Source organism: Bacteroidales bacterium (assembly GCA_035342335.1).
Lineage (GTDB): Bacteria > Bacteroidota > Bacteroidia > Bacteroidales > JAGONC01 > JAGONC01.
Genome location: DAOQWY010000018.1, coordinates 18,875 through 37,967, shown reverse-complemented (window position 1 = coordinate 37,967; position 19,093 = coordinate 18,875). Strand labels below are relative to the sequence as shown.

Here is a 19,093-nt window from a genome sequence, read left to right as displayed (position 1 = left end):
AATATTATGCGAAATTCCATTGCCTTCGGACTGCTTTGCCTTTTATTGTTCATCAGCCTGTTTTTCTGGCAGGATGTGGTCGAATTGCTGGGTGAGGAGCCGAGGCGTGCAGTTGTTGCCCTTGAGATGCACCTTACGGGGGATTACCTGGTACCGAAACTGAATGGGATGGATTATTTCAACAAGCCCCCGCTGTTCAACTGGTTGCTGGCGTCTGTTTTTTCGTTCACCGGCAGTTATGAAGAATGGGCCGTTCGGTTGCCCGCACTTCTGGCATGGATCACCCTGGCGGTCGTCAATTACTTTTTTGTCCGCCGGTTTATGGGAAAAGATGTTGCCCTGCTTTCTTCTCTTTTCACCCTGACCGCTGTGGATGTTTATTTTTATGCGACTTTGTTTTCGGGTGAAATCGATCTGTTTTACAGCCTGATCATCTATTTGCAGATCATTACGATGTTCTGGTTCTTTTTGAAAGACAGACTTCTGTTGATGTTTGTCCTTTCGTACACCCTTGCCGGGATTGGATTTCTGACAAAGGGTCTTCCCTCCGTTGCGTTTCAGGCGCTGACTCTTTTAGGTATGGCCGTCTTTTACCGAAAATGGAAATGGCTCGTTACCTGGCAGCATCTGGCTGGCATTCTGTTCCTGCTTGTCCCTGTTGGCCTTTATTACGTTGCGTATTCCCATGAAGCTGATTATCAAAGTTATCTCATCAACCTTGTCAAGGAAGCATCCCAGCGCACGGGTCTTGAAAGCAAGCCAAGTGATTTCGTCGTAAGCGTCTTCAAATTTCCGGTGGACCTGATCAAATTACTGCTGCCCTGGTCGGTGCTGGCTGTGTTCATGTTCAGGAAAGGGTTTCGAAGGATCATCCTTTCCAATGAATTCCTGAAGTTCGTTGCTGTCTTTCTGGTTTTTAACATTCCCGTTTACTGGTTGACCGGGGAACTCCGGAACCGTTATGTCTATATGTTCGTTCCGTTCTTTATGATCATGATCGCCTATTTTTATGTACACTCCCGGGAGGTCATGCCGGTGATGGCACGCTGGACAGAGAGGATCTTCGGGGTGCCGATCATTCTGTGTCCCTTTATTTTTTTGATTCCCCTTTTTCTTCCTCAAACCAGAATCCTGCCTCTGTGCTGGTTAAAATGCACACTTCTTGCCCTGAGTGCAGCGGTGTGTGTTTACGGATATTACCTGTGGTGGAAGGATAAGAGGATCTATCTTGTTATTTTTATCCTTGTGTTGCTGCGGATCGGGATCAACTGGTTCTACTTACCTGCCTATCAAATGAATGACGCTTTTGTCTATTACGAAAAGGTGGCCGATGACATTATTTCCCTGACCGGACCTGAAGAGATCCATTTTGCGGGTGAGTCCCAGGTCGTGGAGCCGCAGCTTTGGATCGGACGACATCGTCTCGCTGCACTCCGCATCATTTATCCTGAATATATCCCTTACCAGCTCAGTTATTACCTGGAACGTCAGAACAGGCGGGTGCTGAAATTTACGGACCGCCCGCAGCCCGGGACCTACTGCCTTGGCAGGGAGGCTTTTTTTAAGGATGCGGCCTGTGAAGAGCTTTACAGATATGCCGATCAAAGAGTCAAAGCAGATATACTTCTGGTCAGGATCCTGCCTTAGAGCATCCCTTTCTTTTTTAGCAGGGGCTCAATGGATGGCTCAGTACCCCTGAACCGTTTGTAAAGCACCATTGGATCTTCTGTCCCTCCTTTTTCCAGGATGTTTTGCCGAAAAGCCAGAGCGGTGGCCGGATCAAACAGCGCGGTTTGCTTAAACGCCTCAAAGGCGTCAGAGTCGAGCACCTGGGCCCAGGTATAGCTGTAATAACCGGCAGAATAACCGCCGCTGAAGATATGCTGGAAGTAAGTACTGCGGTAGCGGCTGATAATTTCGGGTATGAGCCCGATTTGTTTCATGGAGTTGTCCTCAAACCTCAGTACGTCGGCCTGGGGGTTGGTTGTCAAAGAGTGCCAGTCCATATCAAGATAGGAGGCAGCAAGGTACTCCACCGTCGTAAATCCCTGGTTGAAATGCTGACTTTTCTTCAGGTTTCTCATCAGTCCTTCCGGGATTTTTTCGCCTGTCAGGTAGTGTTTTGCAAAAAGGTTCAGTACTTCAGGTTCCGCAGCCCAGTTTTCCATGATCTGGGATGGAAGCTCGACGAAATCACGCGGTGTAGACGTCCCTGAAATGCTGGGATAGGTGCAGTCGGACAACAATCCGTGGAGTGCGTGTCCGAACTCGTGGAACAGGGTGCTCATATCGTCGAAGCTGAGCAGGGAAGGCTGATCGGCGGTCGGTTTGGAGAAGTTGGTAACGACAGTGATGACAGGAGAGACATTTTTACCGTTGATCCGGTACTGGTCCCGGTAATTGTTCATCCAGGCCCCGGATCGCTTGCTTTCACGCGGAAAGAAATCCATGTACAGGACCCCGACATGATCACCGTTGGCTTCGGTCACCTCGAAGGCTCTGGCATCCGTGTGGTACGTCGGCAGGTCAGGCCTTTCAGTGAACTGCAATCCGTAGAGCTTATTGGCAACCATGAAGACACCGCTGACGACATCATCCAGCCTGAAGTAAGGCCTCAGAACTTCTTCGTCGAAGTTGTACCTGGCTTTTTTGACCTTTTCGGCGTAGTACCACCAATCCCACGGTTGCAGGTCAAAATCACCTTTTTCTTTTTGGATCATCTGCTGAAGTTCCTCTGCTTCTTTTTTGGCAACGGGAAGGGCAGCCAGCCAGAGTTTGTCGAGCAGCTCATAGACTTTCGCGGGCTCTTTCGCCATGTTTTTTTCCAGAATAAAGTGCGCGTGGGAGGGATAGCCGAGTATTTGTGCACGTTCAATGCGCAGGGCCACTATTTTGGAAACGATGACCTTGTTATCGGTGCTGTCGCCGTTATTTCCCTTGTTACTATATGCCAGGAAGAGTTCCTTCCGGAGTTCCCGGTCATCTGCGTATGAAAGGAAGGGCAGGCGGCTTGGATTGTCGAGGGTGAATACCCATTTGCCCTGCAGACCTTTGGCCTGAGCTTCATCCGCTGCTGCCTGGATCACCGAGGGGGGGAGGCCGGCAAGATCTTTCCGGTCTTCAATGACCAGCCTGTAACGATTGGTCTCATTCAGCAGGTTATCCCCGAATTGCAGCGTCAGGGTGGATAGCTCTTCATTGATCCTGCGGAATCGTTCCTGGTCTTCCGCCTTCAGGTTGGCACCGCCCCTGACGAAATCCCTGTACCTGTTTTCCAGCAGCTTGTACTGTTCAGCTGTCAGGCCAAGGCTGTCCCGTTGGTCATAGACTGCCTTTATCCGGCTGAACAGCTGCGGGTTCAGGTTGATATCGTCGGTGTGCTTCGCCCGGAGCGGAGCGATCTGTTTTGCTATCTCCTGCAATTCCTCACTGGTATTGGAAGATGTAAGGTTGTAGAATACGTCGCTGACCTTACGGAGCAATGAACCACTGTATTCCAGCGCCTCAAGTGTATTTTTAAATGTCGGGGCTTCCAGGTTTTTGATGATGGCATCCACCTCATCCTTTTGTTGCTTCATTCCTTCCAGGAACGCAGGCATGAAATGTTCATTCTTTATCTGATCAAAAGGAGGTACCTGAAAAGGGGTGTCATACTCAGTGAAAAATGGATTGGGGGGTTCTTGCATTTTCGTTGTTTTTTCACGGCAGGAGATCAGCAGGATGGCAATGAACCCCGCCAGGAGGAACGTTTTGATGCGGATAAACTTGTATTTGTACATAGGTGTATCATTTGTTGTGCAAATATCTTTAAAATATTGATTTGTACTAGCAATTTCTTTCCGTTGATCCCACCCAGGAGGGTGGATCATGAGTCATTAATGAGATACCAGAGCTTGACTTCAGCTCATCCATCGTAAAATAAAATTTCATTTCTTATTTTTTTTGATTCTTTTTTCATACTTTTCGAAGATTCCGCAAAAACTCCAACTCTCTCAGGATGAAACGATCGATCATACTCTATGTCCTTGCCGCAGCTCTGATCGCCTTTGCGGCCTTTAAAATCGTCCGCAACAGACAAAAAAGTCAATCCACTGCTCCTGTGGCTGCGGCCCAAACCCTTGGTGCCGATGTTTACATAGCCCGTGATACGATGGTGACTTACCAGGTAAATTCGGTGGGAAGTTTACTGGCAAACGAACATGTACAGATCCAGAGTGAAGTGAGCCAGCGTCTTGTGGCCATTCATTTTCGGGAGGGCACATTTGTACCCAAAGGTTCCCTGCTGTTCAAACTGGATGATGCCACACTGAAAGCTGAAATGAACAAGCTGCGGATCCAGGAGGGTCTGGCGGTTCAGAATGAAAGCCGGGATCGCGTCCTGCTTGAGAAAGGAGGGATCAGTCAGCAGATCTATGATGAGACCCTGAATAAGCTGATGACCTTACAGGCAGAAATAGCCCGCATCCAGGTGGACATTGATAAAACGGAAATACGGGCTCCGTTTGCCGGAAGGATCGGACTGCGTAATGTAAGCGAAGGGGCCTATGTCAAACCTTCGGATATCCTGACCACCCTGGAGGATGTCAGTAAGATCAAACTTGATTTCACTGTGCCGGAGCGCTATGCCGGCAGTATCAGCACGAGGCAGTCAGTGACATTCACCATTTCGGGCAGCCCGGTGCTGTATTCGGCCGTCATCGATGCGATGGAACCCTCCGTGGATGCTTCCACCCGCAATCTGAAGATCAGGGCAGTGGCGGATAATAAAGAAGGCAAGCTTATTCCGGGCCTGTCTGCAAAAGTGTTCCTGGATTTCCGGGAAGCCACTCCCGGCATGTTCATTCCAAGCCAGTGCCTTATCCCTGTACTGAAAGGTTATCAGGTCTATGCCATCAGTCAGGGTCTTGTGAAGACAATACCCGTGAAGGCAGGGATCAGGACCAAAGAAAGCGTTCAGGTCCTGGAAGGCCTGTCATCCGGTGATACGGTCGTAATGACCAACCTGATGCGTTTGAGGCCGGGAATGAAGGTACAGATTGTAAATAGCTACTGATATGAGCCTATCCTCCGTTAGCATCAACCGGCCTATTTTATCCATCGTATTTGCGATCATCCTGGTCATTTTCGGTACGGTGAGCTTCTTCCTGCTGGGTGACCGGGAATACCCGGACGTGGAGCCCCCCATTGTTAATGTTACCACGATCTATGTCGGTGCCAATGCCGACATCATTCAGACCCAGATCACGGATCCCCTTGAAGAAGCCATCAGCGGGATAGAAGGCGTTCGCGTGATCTCCTCACAGTCGACCGAGCAATCCAGCCTGATCACCATTGAATTCAACATCGGAGAGGATCTGGAGCGGGCAGCCAATGACGTCAGGGACAAGGTTGCGAAAACAATCCGTTTTCTGCCCAAGGACATCGATCCCCCCATTGTGGAAAAGCTGGATATCAACGCCAACCCGATCATTTTCCTGACAGTGAAAAGTGAATCCCGCGACCTTCTGCAAGTCTATGATCTTGTTGACCGGGTCATCAAAGACCGGCTCCAGACGATCCCAGAGATCGGGGGGATCAAGATCTTCGGTGAGAAGAAATACTGCATGCGATTGTGGCTTGACCCTGACAAGCTGGCGGCACATCATCTCACCCCGCTGGATGTTCAGCAGGCCGTCATCCGTGAAAATGTTGAACTTCCGAGCGGACGGATTGAAGGGTACAACAGCGAACTCAGTGTGCGCACCCTGGGACTGCTGACGACTCCGGAAGAATTCAACAATCTCACCATAATAGAAAACGACGGATCCATTCTGCGTTTCAGCGATCTTGGCCATGCTGAGCTTGGAGCGGAAAACGAGCGCACGATCTGCAAGAACGACCTTTTCCCCGGTGTGGCCATCGGGGTCATTCCCCAGCCGGGCGCCAATACGATTGATATCGCCGATGAGTTCTATGAGCGAATGGATGAGGTCAGGGAGGTTTTGCCACCCGACGTTGAGATGAAGCTGGGGTTTGACTTCACGGTGTTTGAACGTAACGCCATCAAGGAAGTGAAAGAAACCATGCTCCTTGCGTTCTTCCTGGTGGTACTGATCATTTATTTCTTCCTGCGTGACTGGCGTTCCGCTGTTATTCCCGTGATAGCCATCCCCATTTCGATCGTAGCCACTTTCTTCATCATGTACCTCACTGGCATCACCATCAACGTCCTTACCCTGGTGGGGCTGATCCTTGCCATTGGGCTGGTTTGCGACGATGCCATCATTGTGCTGGAGATCATCCATACCAAGGTCGATTCAGGCTTTACTGCCATGGAAGCCGCTCATAAGGGCATCCAGGAGATCTACTTTGCCATCATTTCCACCACGCTGACCCTGGCGGTGGTTTTCATTCCGATCATGTTCCTTCAGGGTCTGACCGGGAAGCTGTTCAGGGAATTTGCCATTGTGGTGGCGGGCTCGGTGATGATATCCGGTTTTGTGGCTCTTACGCTTTCTCCCATGATGGGATCGCGCATTTTAATCCAGCAGAGACATCTCAACCTGAACTGGTTTTTTAAGCTGACGGAACCTTTCTTCCTGAACCTGAACCGGCGTTACCGGTACTCCCTGGCCGCGTTCATCAAGTACCGCTGGGTGGTCTGGCCCATTTTTGCCGTTGTTGCCGTTCTGATCATTCTTCTCGGCAGGGGACTGCATTCTGAACTGGCGCCTCTTGAGGACAGGTCGAATGTACGGATCACCACTCTGGGACCGGAAGGTTCATCCTTTGAATACATGGAAAAGTACATGGATGAGCTGAGCCAGTATGTGGCTGATTCGATACCCGAAGCCATTCGTAATTTTTCTATCATCGCCCCGAGCCTCAGCACTATTGATGCACCCAACAAAGGCCAGGTGCTTATCTACCTGTGTGATCCGAAAGAGAGGGACCGGACGCAGTCGGATATTTTCCGGAAAGTCTCCCGCGACCTTCAGAACATAACAGGCATCAGCGCATTTCCTTTTGAACCCCCGACCATCGGCAGCCGGTTTGCAGGCCAGGCCCTGCAGTTTGTGATCCAGTCGTCCAGCTTTGATTCACTCAAGCGCGTGCTGCCTCTTTTCCTGGAGGAGGCACGCAAAAGCCCTATCCTGCGTTTCGTTGATGCCAATCTGAAGATCAACAAGCCCGAACTGCGCCTGACCATTGACCGTGACCGTGCTGCAATGATGGGCGTTACCGTAAGGGAAATTGCCACGACACTGCAGTTTGCCCTCAGCGGGCAACGGTTCGACTACTTTTACATGAACGGGAAACAGTACCAGGTGATCGGTCAGGTGATGCGTGAACATCGCGATGCCCCTGATGATCTTAAATTGTTATACGTCAGGAATGACAAGGGCGAACTGATTCCTCTGGAAAATCTGATCAGCTGGGAGGAAGGAATCAATCCCTCCACCATCTTCACTTACGACCGGTATATTTCTGCTACCATCTCTGCGGGTACTGCCCCGGGTATGACGCTTGGCGATGGCATCCATGAAATGGAGCGTATCGCTCAAAACGTGTTGCCAGCCAATTTCCGGACGGCCCTGGCAGGGCAGGCACGCGATTATGCGGAAAGTTCAGCCAGTTTACAGTATATCTTTATGCTGGCACTTGTTCTCATTTACCTTATTCTGGCCGCACAGTTCAACAGCTGGCTCGATCCGCTGGTCATCCTGATGACCGTACCGCTTGCTTTGTTCGGAGCATTGCTGTCACTCTGGTTTTTCGACCAGACCCTCAACATCTTCAGCCAGATCGGGATCATCATGCTGATCGGCCTGGTTACCAAAAATGGCATTTTGATCGTCGAATTTGCCAACCAGCGAAAATTGAAGGGCAGCGACAAATTCGAGGCGGTACGTCATGCGGCTGCCACCAGGCTCCGGCCCATCCTGATGACCGCTTCTGCAACGATCCTGGGCATTTTGCCCATCGCCCTGTCGATCGGTGCTTCGTCGGGCAGCCGGAGATCGATGGGGATTGCCGTGGTGGGAGGGATGCTTTTTGCCACTTTCTTCTCCCTTTACATCGTTCCGGCACTGTATACGTATTTATCCAGAGATAAAATCAAAATCCGTTCATAATGAGTCCACTCCATTGCAAAGGCGTACAGTCCCGGATGAACCGTATGCATCTTTCAGGGATCGCCAAGACGGTCCTGTGCGTTTTTATCGGCATCCACTGCAGCATCGGACAGACCTTCCTGAGCCTGGATGATGCCATAAAAACCGGTCTGGAGAATAATTTTGGAATTCGGATCATCCGTAACGAAGCCTCCATTGCGGTGAACAACCATACGCTTGGAAATGCTGGTTTTTTACCTGAGATCAGCATTGCCGGTGGTTATGAAACCAGCGTCAAGAAGGCCGATGTCAAGGTCGTTTCAGGCACCGAACTGAGTGAGAACGCAGCGAGCACGGACTGGATAGACGCAGGCATTTTCCTGGACTGGACACTTTTTGACGGAATGAACATGTTTGTCAACCGCAGCCGCTTGAAAACATTGCGGGAAATGGGTGAACTTGGGATCCGGCTGGAGATGGAGAAGACATTGGCAGGCATCGTTGTTCTCTATCACGATATCATCCGGCACCAGATGATGGAGAAGGTGCTTGGTGATCAGGTTGAGCTGTCCACCGAGAGATTGCGGATCGCTGAAACCAGAAGCCGTATCGGAGCTACCTCCGAACTTGAATACCTCAGGGCGCAGGTGGATCTGAATGCCGACGAACTGGCACTGATTCAGCAGCAAACCCTGATAAACAATGCCCGCATCGCACTGAATGAAATCCTGTCGCGGGATATCTCACTCACGTTCCAGGTGGAGGATACGATCCTTTTACAGGATCATTTGGATATCAATGATTTAAGAGAAGAATGTTTGTTGTCGAATACCGAGCTGCAAAGAGTAAGATTGAATACAGAACTGGACCAGCTGGAGCTCAAAAACCTGGAGGGTATCCGGTACCCGGTCCTGGCACTTCATTCAGGTTATAATTTTTTGGAGAACGAAACAGAAGCCTCTTTCATCGAATATAATCGCCAGCTTGGGCCCTTTGTGGGTCTATCGCTCCAATTTATGCTGTTTGACGGAATGAACCGCAACCGTGAGGTTCAAAATGCCCGCATCAGCATCGAAAATGCAGAGCTCAGTGAGCAGGAGCTTCAACTGGCCCTGCTGTCCAGGGTGGGTCAGCACTATAACCAATACGAGAGTGAGCTCAGGGTGATCGATCTGGAAAAGCACAACCTGGCCCTGGCTGAAAAGAATATGGACATTGCGGCAGAGAGCTACAGGATTGGAACGCTTTCATCCATCGAGCTAAGAGAGATACAGGAAAATCTGCTTGAAGCACAGGGCAGGATGATCAGGGCCTTGTTCCGTGTGAAAGTCCAGGAAACCGAACTTCTTCGCCTCAGCGGTGCACTCCTTCCCCGCTAAAACGATTGAATTCTTCCCTCCATCCATTGCTGCCATCCCTGAAAACACAGCTTTCCTGCGGTCTGAGCGGACAGGGACTCTCACAGGAGATTTATTTTTTCCGCATGCAGCTTGATTTTGTACCTCCACTGTAGAATATCATCGCACCCAGTATGAATCCAAGATTGTATAATTTCCCGACGTTGTTGATCTCGTAGATGGTCACCTTTTCATTGAACAGGCTGATGATAAAGGTGAACAGTGAAATGAAACCATGCCACAGCCCTGCCCAGAAATCGGCGGCCGCAGCATCAAATTTTTCATTCCCCGGTGCACAGGAAGTCAGGATCAGAAACAGGCAGAGAAACAAGATCCAGAAAGAGGGGATAGGGAGGTTCTTCATTGTTGAATTGTTAAACTGTTAATATGAACGAAAGTATCATCACAACGAGGAGAGGGATTTTGAGTAAGGAAACGAACATATAAAGGTAAGCAAAATATTCTTAATTATTCGTTAAAAGTTAAAAACATATCAAAAATTTTTAGGTTTGTGTGTATCTTTGGAATCTGTAAACAGAATTTTATGCAACTCAGCGGAAAACTCATATCCATTTTACCTGAAATCCATGGCGAAGGAAGAAACGGACCGTGGAAGAAACAGGAATTCATTATCGAAACAGAGGAAAGTTACCCCAAAAAGATTTGTATCTCAAATTGGAATGACCGTGTGGCGCTAAGCCAGGATCTTTTATATAAATCGGTGAAGGTGGATGTTACGGTGGAAAGCCGGGAATTCAACGGCCGGTGGTATACGGATCTTCGGGCGGTGACCATGCAGTTCGAAAAACCTCCCGCAACGGCTGGAGAGGAAGGTGAACTACCCGACCGGATCGCTGATGATCCGGATGAGATCAATGAAGGCCAACCAGACAGGGAAGGCTCCCGTGCGGAACCAGAAGACGACCTTCCCTTCTGACAAGTGAACATTAATGACGGAGATTTGTTTCTCTTTCACCCTTTTTTATTCTTAGAACCATGAAATTTTATGTTCTGCCATTACTCGTATTGAATACATGTTTTCTGCCCTGGACATTGAAACGGTGATGTTTATGCTGAAAACCGGAAGCATGCCGACGGTAAAAAAAGTGACAAGTGAAGACACCAGGCAGAAGGATTAAGAAGATAATTGACTGGAATTTCTATGTTAAACCTAAAAAACCAAGACTATGAAAAAGTTGTTTACCTTTATCTTAATGATGGGCATCAGTTTCGTTCTTACGTTTACTGTCAGTGCCCAAAATCCCCTTGGATTCCACAAGGACGCATTCAGCGGTCCTCAGTTCGACAGGCTTGTCAAACACCTGAATCCTGAAGATCTTCTGGCTGCAGGCCTCCCGCAGAATACTCTTGGTTATTACTGGGACAACTCCTGGATGTTAGAATCGCATACCGAAACTTCCTATTTCCCCAACGGTAATGTCCACGTTGAGACGGAATATGACATTAACACCAACGAACCTACTTACCGGTACACCTATACCTATGACGGAACAGGCCGGATTACGCAAATGCTGGGCGAAACCAACGAAACAGGTTCCTGGGAAGCTGAAATGAAATACTCCATTTCCTATGACGCGAACGGAAACGCAAGCGAAATAACCATTTCCATGTGGACGGGTGCCTCGTGGATGATTTTGTTCGGATCCCAGATGACCTATACATACACTCCACAGAACTGGGTGTCTTCCATAACGACCAAAGGCTATGACTTTAAAAATGGCTGGCAATGGGATGAAAAAGATATCTATACCCTTGACGGGAATGGCTATCCGACCCAGATCCTCTACCAGGATTACAATGGAGGATGGGTGGATTCTTCCCGTTATATCAACATCAACTGGTATGAGTATTTTCCCGAAATAGGTTACGGTTCTACGGAATACTTTGTCGAAGAGCTCTGGAGCGGCAGCTCCTGGGATCCAAACCTAAGGGAAACGGCCGTATATGACCTGACGGGCGGCTGGGTGATGACGCGTGAGATCTATGATGGAACCTGGGTTAACTCCTATCGTGAGACCATGACCATGGAGAATGACTACCCAAAGCTATTCAAGTATGAGGATTGGATCGACGGAGCCTGGTTCCAGTCCTCCGGCGAAAAGTACCTCTATACGTTTACAGGTGATAATTTGACTGAGGAGATCATTCAGGATTATGACCCGGGCATCTCTGACTATGTTAACTGGGCAAGATTTGTTTACAGTGACTTCTTCTACACGACCGGGCAGAATGAATTATTGACCGAAGCAAATGTCATCGTCTATCCCAATCCTGTGACCAGTGAAATCACGCTGCAACTATTGGATGATGGATCTTCTGCATGTTATGTTGAAATAATGAATCTGACCGGTCAGATCGTTTTTGCAGAACTGTTTGACCTGAGCGCATCAAAACCGGTAAGCATCCAGGTGAGTTCCTTGCCAGACGGAATGTATGTTTTGCAGGTCAGAACAAATGATCAGCTGCTGACCAAGAAGTTCCTTAAGAAATGATCAGGCAGTTGCGACACTGTTTTTTCATTGCCATTGCCGTCCTCACGTCTGTGAAATCTGTGGGACAGCATCAGAACATTCTGATCAGTTCAGCAGCGTACCCTGAAGAGCCGACCATTTTCATTGATCCCGGGAATACAAACCGGATCGTGGCAGGGGCCAACATCGATAATGTTTATTTTTCGAATGATGGCGGGTATTCCTGGGATCAATCCACCCTTCATTCCGGATCACTTGGCGTATGGGGGGATCCCTGCGTTGTTACCGACACGTCGGGTTATCTGTACTTCTTTCACCTTTCCAATCCACCCGCAGGTGAATGGATCGACCGGATCGTTTGTCAGCGCTCAACCGACAACGCGCAATCCTGGAACGACGGGACCGGCATCGGTCTGATTGATGGGAAAGTCCAGGATAAGGAATGGGCAGTCGTCGACAGGACCAACAATAACATCTACGTTACCTGGACACAGTTCGATGATTATGGAAGCTCCTACTTTGGTGACAGTAGCATCATCCGTTTCTCAAAGTCAACCGATCAGGGAATGACCTGGTCCGAACCCAAAAGATTGTCCAACATCGCAGGTAACTGCGTGGACGATGATCTTACGGTTGAAGGTGCTGTTCCAGCCATCGGGCCCAACGGGGAGATCTATGTTGCCTGGTCAGGACCGGCCGGAATTGTCTTCGACCGGTCGCTGGATGAAGGGGAGACATGGCTTGAAGAGGATATCTTCATCGCAGAACACCCAGGCGGATGGGCATACGATATTCCGGGCATTTCCAGATGCAACGGAATGCCCGTAACGGCTTGCGACATCAGTGGCGGACCTTATCACGGAACCATTTATGTCAACTGGTCCGATCAACGCAACGGAGTGGACGACACCGATGTTTGGCTGTCCAGGTCAACCGACGGTGGAAATACCTGGTCTGAGCCTTCACGGGTGAACGATGATCCCCCCGGCAGGCAGCAATTCTTTACCTGGATGACCATCGACCAGACAACCGGGGTCCTTTATTTTGTTTTCTATGACCGGAGGAACTACACCAGCAACCTGACCGATGTGTATATGGCCCTGTCGGAAGACGGGGGAGAAACCTTCCTGAATTTCAAGGTCAGTGAATCTCCTTTTATGCCTTCATCTTCCATATTTTTTGGCGATTATACGAACATTTCAGCGCACAACGGTGTTGTAAGACCTATCTGGACACGACTGCACGAGGGGAACCTCAGCGTGTGGACTGCCATGGTTGATCCGGACTGGGTAGGGACGGCGGAACCTGAAACAATGCCTTTCGCACTGGATCAGAACTATCCAAATCCGTATGAAGGCACTACCTGGATCTCCTTCAAACTGTTTCAGCCTTCCCGGATCGCACTGCGTGTTTTCGATTCAATGGGGAAACTGGTGGCCACCCTGGTTGATGACGAATCCTATTCACCGGGGAAATACATTGAGCATTTTGACCCTGCCACCACCGGTCTTACGCCTGGGATCTATTATTTCTCACTGGTCAGCAACAGCGTGATGATGAACCGGAAAATGATCTACATCCGATAGACTGACAGGCCAAGATGTCGCTTCAGATCATTTTATACCAGATAGGCATTCTTGTCATCATCACGTTAATTGGGGCAGGGATCTTCAGGTTGAAGATTGTCAATGATCAGGCAAGGAACTTCCTTGAAAAACTGGTATTCAATGTCACCACCCCGCTGCTGATCCTTACGAAGATTTCTTCCCTGACCCTGCATCCAGGGATACTCCGCAACGGGCTTTTCGTCATTTTGTTTGCTTACCTGGTCATCCTGATCCAGATGGCAGCGGGAAAATTTTCAGCGCGCATCCTGAAGCTTCAGCCAGCACAGGCGGTCATCCATCAGCTTCATACGTATATGGGCAATATCGTCTTTCTGGGATTTCCGCTCATCGATGCACTTTTTCCCGGTGGGGAAGCCCTGCTGTACGGTGCGCTTTACCAGCTGGTTTCCAATTCGGTACAGTGGACGCATGGTGTAATCAAGCTGGCGCCCGGCAATGGTTCCAGGGGACTGGCCCAGTTCAGGAACCTGATCAATCCCAATACGGTCTCCCTGATCGCCGCACTGGTGCTGCTCCTTTTAAACATCAAACTGCCGCGTTTTCTGATGGACTCATTGGGTGGCCTTGGCTCAACGACGATCTATCTTGCCATGTTGTACATAGGGATACAGCTCGCCCAATCCAATTTTCTCCATGTCATCCGCCGCGTTGACGCCCTGGTGCTCGCAATGAACAAATTGCTGCTCATACCCATCCTTTTGATGTTCCTTGCTGGCTGGCTGATCAGCCTTTTATCCTCCCCTATCAGTTTTCTGGCTTTTTCAGTGGTGATTCTTCAATCAGCCATGCCCTGCATGACGTTACTGGTGATCATGGCAAAGCGTTACGGTGGCGACGACACCAGGGCCATGGAATATTTTGTGGTATCCACCCTGCTGAGCGTTATCACCCTGCCGGTAGTGATCTGCCTCCTCGGACTGGTTGAAAAAAGCTTCTGAATTCATCAAAGCTTTAACAGGCTTCCTGAAAAGTCAGATAAGGCTTAATAATGCCGGATCAGGTGCCTGAGCCACGCGAAGACCGTTAGGAAGAATTTTGAAACATTGGATATCCTGTACCTTTGTCTGACCAGGTTCTCAGCCTTCGTCTTTTTGATCTTACTGAAAAGGCGTGTATAATAATAATAGGAGACATAGACACCAAAACGGGAATCCGTTCTTAATTTTTTAATCCCGTTCAGCGCTTCATCAAAGTCCTTTTGGATTTCGTCCTCCAGTTCTTTCTTTATTTTATCGTCGAACCGTTCCATGTCGAGGTCGGGGAAATAGGTCCTTCCCCGGTCGAGGTAATCCTCCCGGATGTCGCGCAGGAAATTGACCTTCTGAAAGGCTTCTCCCAATTTACGGGCAGGGTGTTTCAGATCATCATAGGTCCCGTACTCGCAGGTCAGGATCTTCAGGCACATCAGTCCGACGGCTTCCGCTGATCCGTAGAGGTACCTGTGAAAGCTACCCCGGTCGTGGCCGCGCCTGTGAAGATCCATCTCCATGCTTTGCAGGAAGCTGTCGATCAGCTCCCTGTCAATCCCGTATTCATTGACCACCCACTGAAAACTATGCAAGATGGGATTTGTGCTGAATCCTCTTTCAATGGCTTCATAGGCATCATTCCTGAACTTGTCGAGCAGGTATTCCTGATCCTGTTGAAAAAACGAGTCTACGATCTCATCGGCAAAGCGCACAAATCCATAAACGGCATAGATGGCCATCCGGAATTTAGGGTGAAGCAGACGCACACTGACGGAGAAGGAAGTGCTGAAATTCCTGGTGGTCAGTTTGCTGCAAGCAAGTGCATTCTGATTATAAACCTCTGTCATGCCGGAGGATTCTTTCGGTTACCAGGCGGGAACTGATGACGACCATAGGCAGGCCCGTACCAGGGATTGTCGACGCACCCACATAAAAGACATTGTCGTATTTCTCATCTTGATTCGCAGGACGGAAGGCCCCCATCTGGCCCAGGTTGTGAGCAAGTCCCAGTCCGCTTCCCCGGTACAGGTTGAACATTTTCTCCCATTGAACCGGATCATAGATGGTCTGCGTGATGATGTTCGATGAAAGATCATATCCAATTCGTTCAGAGAGATCATGGATGATGTTGCCGGCCAGCTCTTCACGGTCAGACCAGTCAGGTTTGTACCGCAGATCGGGTACAGGACAAAGGATAAAGATATTTTCGCATCCCTGCGGTGCCGACCCGGGATTGAATTTGGAATTCACATTGACATAGTAGTAGGGCTTTTTCAGGCTGATTTCGTTTTTGAAAACCTTGCCGGCGTACTCCTTAAAGTTGTTCCCAAGAAAGTAGTTATGGTGATCCAACGTACCGATCTTGCCTTTCACGCCCAGGTAGATGGTGAAAGGGGCCAGTGTCCATTTCATCAGGTCAAGGCGCCGGGGACTGTATTCCGGCCTTTTGAATATTTTGCCTCTGAACCAGGGTGCTTCAGCATTTATAACATAATGATCCGCCGAATAGCGATTGCCTTTCTGATCCGTAAAAGCGCATAGCCTGCCTTTCTCTTCAATGTAATCCGTTATTTCCGTATTGTAATGAATGCCTACGCCCTCCTTTTCCAGCTCATTGAGCAGGCTCTCCACAATTTTATACATTCCGCCCCTGACACTGTGGTAGCCATCGTGCACCAGTTCCGTGTAGCTGAGGATCGTATAGACAGCCGGCGTGTCAAAGGGGGTAGCGCCAAGAAAAAAGGCTACCAGTGAAAAGATCTCTTTTACCTCGCGTGAGTCAAAGTACCGATCAAGTTCCGACCAGACCGTACGCAGCATTTTCGGACCATGGCCCCAGGGAACTTTTGACATCTGCATGATGTAATCAAGCTTACTATCAAAGTTTCTGCGAATGATCCGGTCTTCGACATCGTGGAAAAGTTTTCCCGACGACTGCAAGAAGCTCCTCATCTTCCTGGCAAAATCAGGCTCGATCCCATCAAACTCTCCTGCCAGTCGGCCGATATCCTTATAAATCTGAAAACGCCTTGTACTGCCAGCAAAATTGACGGTATACAATGGGTCCAGTTCCACAAACTCAAAGGGCGTTATCATTTTACAGGTCTCCATCAACTCCCTGAATTCATAGGTCATACTGAAGAACGTCGGTGCCAGGTCAAAGGTGAAGCCCTCCTTACGAAGCTGGTTCAACCTGCCACCTGCCTGTTGGAACTTCTCGACCATCACCACCCTGTATCCCTGTTTGGCCAAACGCAGCGCTGCGCATAATCCTCCGAGACCCGTACCAACAATCAGGACCGTTTTCATTTGATTTTTTAAGATGGAGTAACAAACATATCATTAAATTTGTTTACTGGAACAGAACAAAAAAGATAAATTTTAGTGAAGGACAAGCGCATAGCGATCATTGGTGCCGGAATTTCCGGCCTGGCTTCCGCCATCCGGTGTGCAAGGATGGGGAACGTGGTCGACCTCTATGAGAAAAATGACAAGCCGGGGGGAAAGCTTTCCGAGTTACGGTTGGGCGATTATCGGTTTGATACAGGTCCTTCCCTGTTCACCTTACCTCATCTGCTCGAAAACCTTTTCTCATTCTGTGAAGAACCAGCAGAACGCTATTTCACTTGTCAAAAACTGGAAACTACGTGCCGTTATTTTTGGCAGGACGGTACAGTCATCACTGCCTATAATGATCCCGTGCGCTTTGCGCAGGAAGTTGAACTGAACACCGGTGAACCGAAGCATAACATCACCCGTTTTCTGAACCATTCCCGCGATCTTTATGACCTGACCAACCAGGTTTTCATTTTCAACGCATTCCCTGATCTCAACGTCATTCTGTCACAGAATATTTTCAAATTTCTGAGCAAAGGCAGGAAAATGGAACCCTTCACTTCCATGCACCAATCGAATCTAAAAAGGTTTCAGGAGGATCGGATCATTCAATTGTTTGACCGTTATGCGACCTATAATGGTTCAAACCCCTATACAGCCCCTGCAACACTGAATGTGATCGCTCACCTGGAACATAATCTGGGAGCCTATTTTCCGGAGAAGGGCATGTTTCAGATCGGCATTGCGCTCAAGTCACTTGCCGACAGGGTGGGCGTCAGATTCTTTTTCAATGCACCGGTGCAATCCATCGTATTGGATGGTAAAAAGGTGAAAGGCATTGTCTGTTCTGATCAGGAAGTCGGCTATGATGTGGTTGTCAGTGCAATCGATGTTCATACGCTGTATTCCAAATTATTGCCCAGGAAAATGGCTCCTGAACGGCTTTGGGAATCAGAGCGGTCCTCTTCGGCGGTCATCTTTTACTGGGGAATCAGGGGATCCTTTCCCGGACTGGATTTGCACAACATCCTGTTCTCTGGAGATTATAAAGAGGAGTTTGAACATATTTTCAATAAAAAGACCGTGTACGGGGATCCGACGGTATATATTTTCATAAGTTCCAAAAAAGTTCAGGATGATGCTCCTCCGGGGTGCGAAAACTGGTTCGTAATGGTCAATGCTCCGGCGAATTACGGGCAGGACTGGGACGCACACCTGCAACAAATACGTACTGCGGTTCTTCAGAAAATCAGAAAGATGCTGAACCGGGATGTGGAGCCACTGATCGAAGCTGAGCAGATTGCCGATCCAAGGACCATTGAAGGCAAAACGGCGTCAGCCTTTGGATCCATCTACGGGATCAGCTCCAATGATCCGTTTGCGGCTTTTTACAGGCATCCGAACAAAAGGAAACAGATCAGGGGACTGTATTTTGCGGGCGGAAGCGTGCATCCGGGCGGAGGAATTCCACTTTGTCTGGCATCTGCAGAGATCGTTGCCGGGATGATCTCTAAAAGCAAAACATATTAAGAATCATGGCCGCAAAGTCACTGAAACCAGCATATTTTGTCTTTTTCTTGATTCTGTATTACGGAGTGGGCATTGCCGGGTTGGTGACACCCTCCCAGCATGACCTGTTTATCAGGTTCACTCCCTACAGTCTGCTCCTGAACCTTCTCATCTTACTGGCATTTCATGCCGGATGGGATCGTAAGACGATTCTTTTTGGGCTGTTCGTTCTGGTGGCGGGATTTCTGATTGAAGCTGTGGGCGTGGCCACCGGTAATGTTTTTGGGACCTATGTTTATGGAAAGATCTTGGGACCCGGAATAGGGCAAACGCCTCTGCTCATTGGCGTGAACTGGTTTTTTTTGGTCTACACGACCTGGGACCTGTCGAGCCGGATCAGCAGGAATCCCTGGCTGCGCATCCTCCTTGCTTCAGTCCTGATGGTTGTCTTTGACCTGTTCCTCGAACCGGCCGCTGTTAAATTGGAAATGTGGACGTGGGAGGGGGGAGTCATCCCTGTGCGGAATTACCTGGCATGGTTTGTTACTTCCCTGCTGTTTTTTATTTTAGCCTTTTTGACGAAAATGAAATTCCGAAACAGGATGTCCGTTCCGCTCTGGTTGATCCTTCTGGCTTTTTTCATCCTCCTGAACCTGTTAATGGAATAAC

The 19,093-nt window shown here is 49.1% G+C and carries 14 protein-coding genes; 10 read left to right on the top strand and 4 right to left on the bottom strand.

Annotated elements, in window-relative coordinates; translation table 11 throughout:
- Positions 1-6: 6 nt before the first annotated feature.
- The gene (locus PKI34_09695; protein ID HNS18079.1) at positions 7-1,647 is read left to right on the top strand and encodes a glycosyltransferase family 39 protein; all 1,641 of its coding nucleotides are present in this window, start codon (positions 7-9) and stop codon (positions 1,645-1,647) included.
- On the opposite strand, the gene PKI34_09690 is transcribed toward PKI34_09695, so the two are convergent.
- Positions 1,644-3,779: a M3 family metallopeptidase gene (locus PKI34_09690; protein HNS18078.1), complete on the bottom strand. Its 2,136-nt coding sequence runs from the start codon at positions 3,777-3,779 to the stop codon at positions 1,644-1,646. The genes PKI34_09695 and PKI34_09690 overlap by 4 nt on opposite strands.
- 218 nt (positions 3,780-3,997) lie before the next feature.
- On the opposite strand from PKI34_09690, the gene PKI34_09685 reads away from it, so the two are divergent.
- Genes PKI34_09685 through PKI34_09675 form a run of 3 tightly spaced genes read left to right on the top strand, consistent with a single transcriptional unit; the run spans position 3,998 to position 9,472 of the window.
- Positions 3,998-5,053, top strand: a complete 1,056-nt coding sequence (locus tag PKI34_09685) for an efflux RND transporter periplasmic adaptor subunit (GenBank protein HNS18077.1) — start codon at positions 3,998-4,000, stop codon at positions 5,051-5,053.
- Position 5,054: 1 nt separating this feature from the next.
- On the top strand, positions 5,055-8,114 hold the full coding sequence (locus tag PKI34_09680) for an efflux RND transporter permease subunit (GenBank protein ID HNS18076.1): 3,060 nt from the start codon (positions 5,055-5,057) through the stop codon (positions 8,112-8,114).
- Positions 8,114-9,472: a TolC family protein gene (locus PKI34_09675; protein HNS18075.1), complete on the top strand. Its 1,359-nt coding sequence runs from the start codon at positions 8,114-8,116 to the stop codon at positions 9,470-9,472. Before PKI34_09680 ends, PKI34_09675 begins: the two co-directional genes overlap by 1 nt.
- Before the next feature lie 91 nt (positions 9,473-9,563).
- Here the strand turns inward: PKI34_09675 and PKI34_09670 are convergent, their stop codons facing one another.
- Positions 9,564-9,854, bottom strand: coding sequence for a hypothetical protein (locus PKI34_09670; protein HNS18074.1), 291 nt, complete (start codon positions 9,852-9,854; stop codon positions 9,564-9,566).
- Between the two features lie 180 nt (positions 9,855-10,034).
- Here PKI34_09670 and PKI34_09665 point away from each other — a divergent pair, with 180 nt between their 5' ends.
- The 4 genes from PKI34_09665 (at position 10,035) to PKI34_09650 (ending at position 14,548) form a co-directional block, all read left to right on the top strand.
- The gene (locus tag PKI34_09665; GenBank protein HNS18073.1) at positions 10,035-10,427 is read left to right on the top strand and encodes a DUF3127 domain-containing protein; all 393 of its coding nucleotides are present in this window, start codon (positions 10,035-10,037) and stop codon (positions 10,425-10,427) included.
- A gap of 250 nt (positions 10,428-10,677) precedes the next feature.
- Positions 10,678-12,003 (top strand): T9SS type A sorting domain-containing protein, encoded by a 1,326-nt coding sequence (locus PKI34_09660; GenBank protein ID HNS18072.1) that lies wholly within the window; start codon positions 10,678-10,680, stop codon positions 12,001-12,003.
- Complete coding sequence (locus tag PKI34_09655) at positions 12,000-13,568, top strand: hypothetical protein (protein ID HNS18071.1); 1,569 nt, start codon at positions 12,000-12,002, stop codon at positions 13,566-13,568. Before PKI34_09660 ends, PKI34_09655 begins: the two co-directional genes overlap by 4 nt.
- Before the next feature lie 14 nt (positions 13,569-13,582).
- On the top strand, positions 13,583-14,548 hold the full coding sequence (locus PKI34_09650) for an AEC family transporter (protein ID HNS18070.1): 966 nt from the start codon (positions 13,583-13,585) through the stop codon (positions 14,546-14,548).
- Positions 14,549-14,592: 44 nt separating this feature from the next.
- Here the strand turns inward: PKI34_09650 and PKI34_09645 are convergent, their stop codons facing one another.
- Positions 14,593-15,426: a phytoene/squalene synthase family protein gene (locus PKI34_09645; GenBank protein HNS18069.1), complete on the bottom strand. Its 834-nt coding sequence runs from the start codon at positions 15,424-15,426 to the stop codon at positions 14,593-14,595.
- Entirely contained in the window at positions 15,410-16,888 is a 1,479-nt protein-coding gene (gene crtI, locus PKI34_09640) for a phytoene desaturase family protein (GenBank protein ID HNS18068.1), read from the bottom strand. Before crtI (PKI34_09640) ends, PKI34_09645 begins: the two co-directional genes overlap by 17 nt.
- Positions 16,889-16,963: 75 nt before the next feature.
- On the opposite strand from crtI (PKI34_09640), the gene crtI (PKI34_09635) reads away from it, so the two are divergent.
- Together crtI (PKI34_09635) and PKI34_09630 are read left to right on the top strand one after the other, a co-directional pair.
- Entirely contained in the window at positions 16,964-18,445 is a 1,482-nt protein-coding gene (gene crtI / locus PKI34_09635; protein HNS18067.1) for a phytoene desaturase family protein, read from the top strand.
- Between the two features lie 5 nt (positions 18,446-18,450).
- Positions 18,451-19,092: a carotenoid biosynthesis protein gene (locus PKI34_09630; protein HNS18066.1), complete on the top strand. Its 642-nt coding sequence runs from the start codon at positions 18,451-18,453 to the stop codon at positions 19,090-19,092.
- Position 19,093 lies beyond the last annotated feature (1 nt).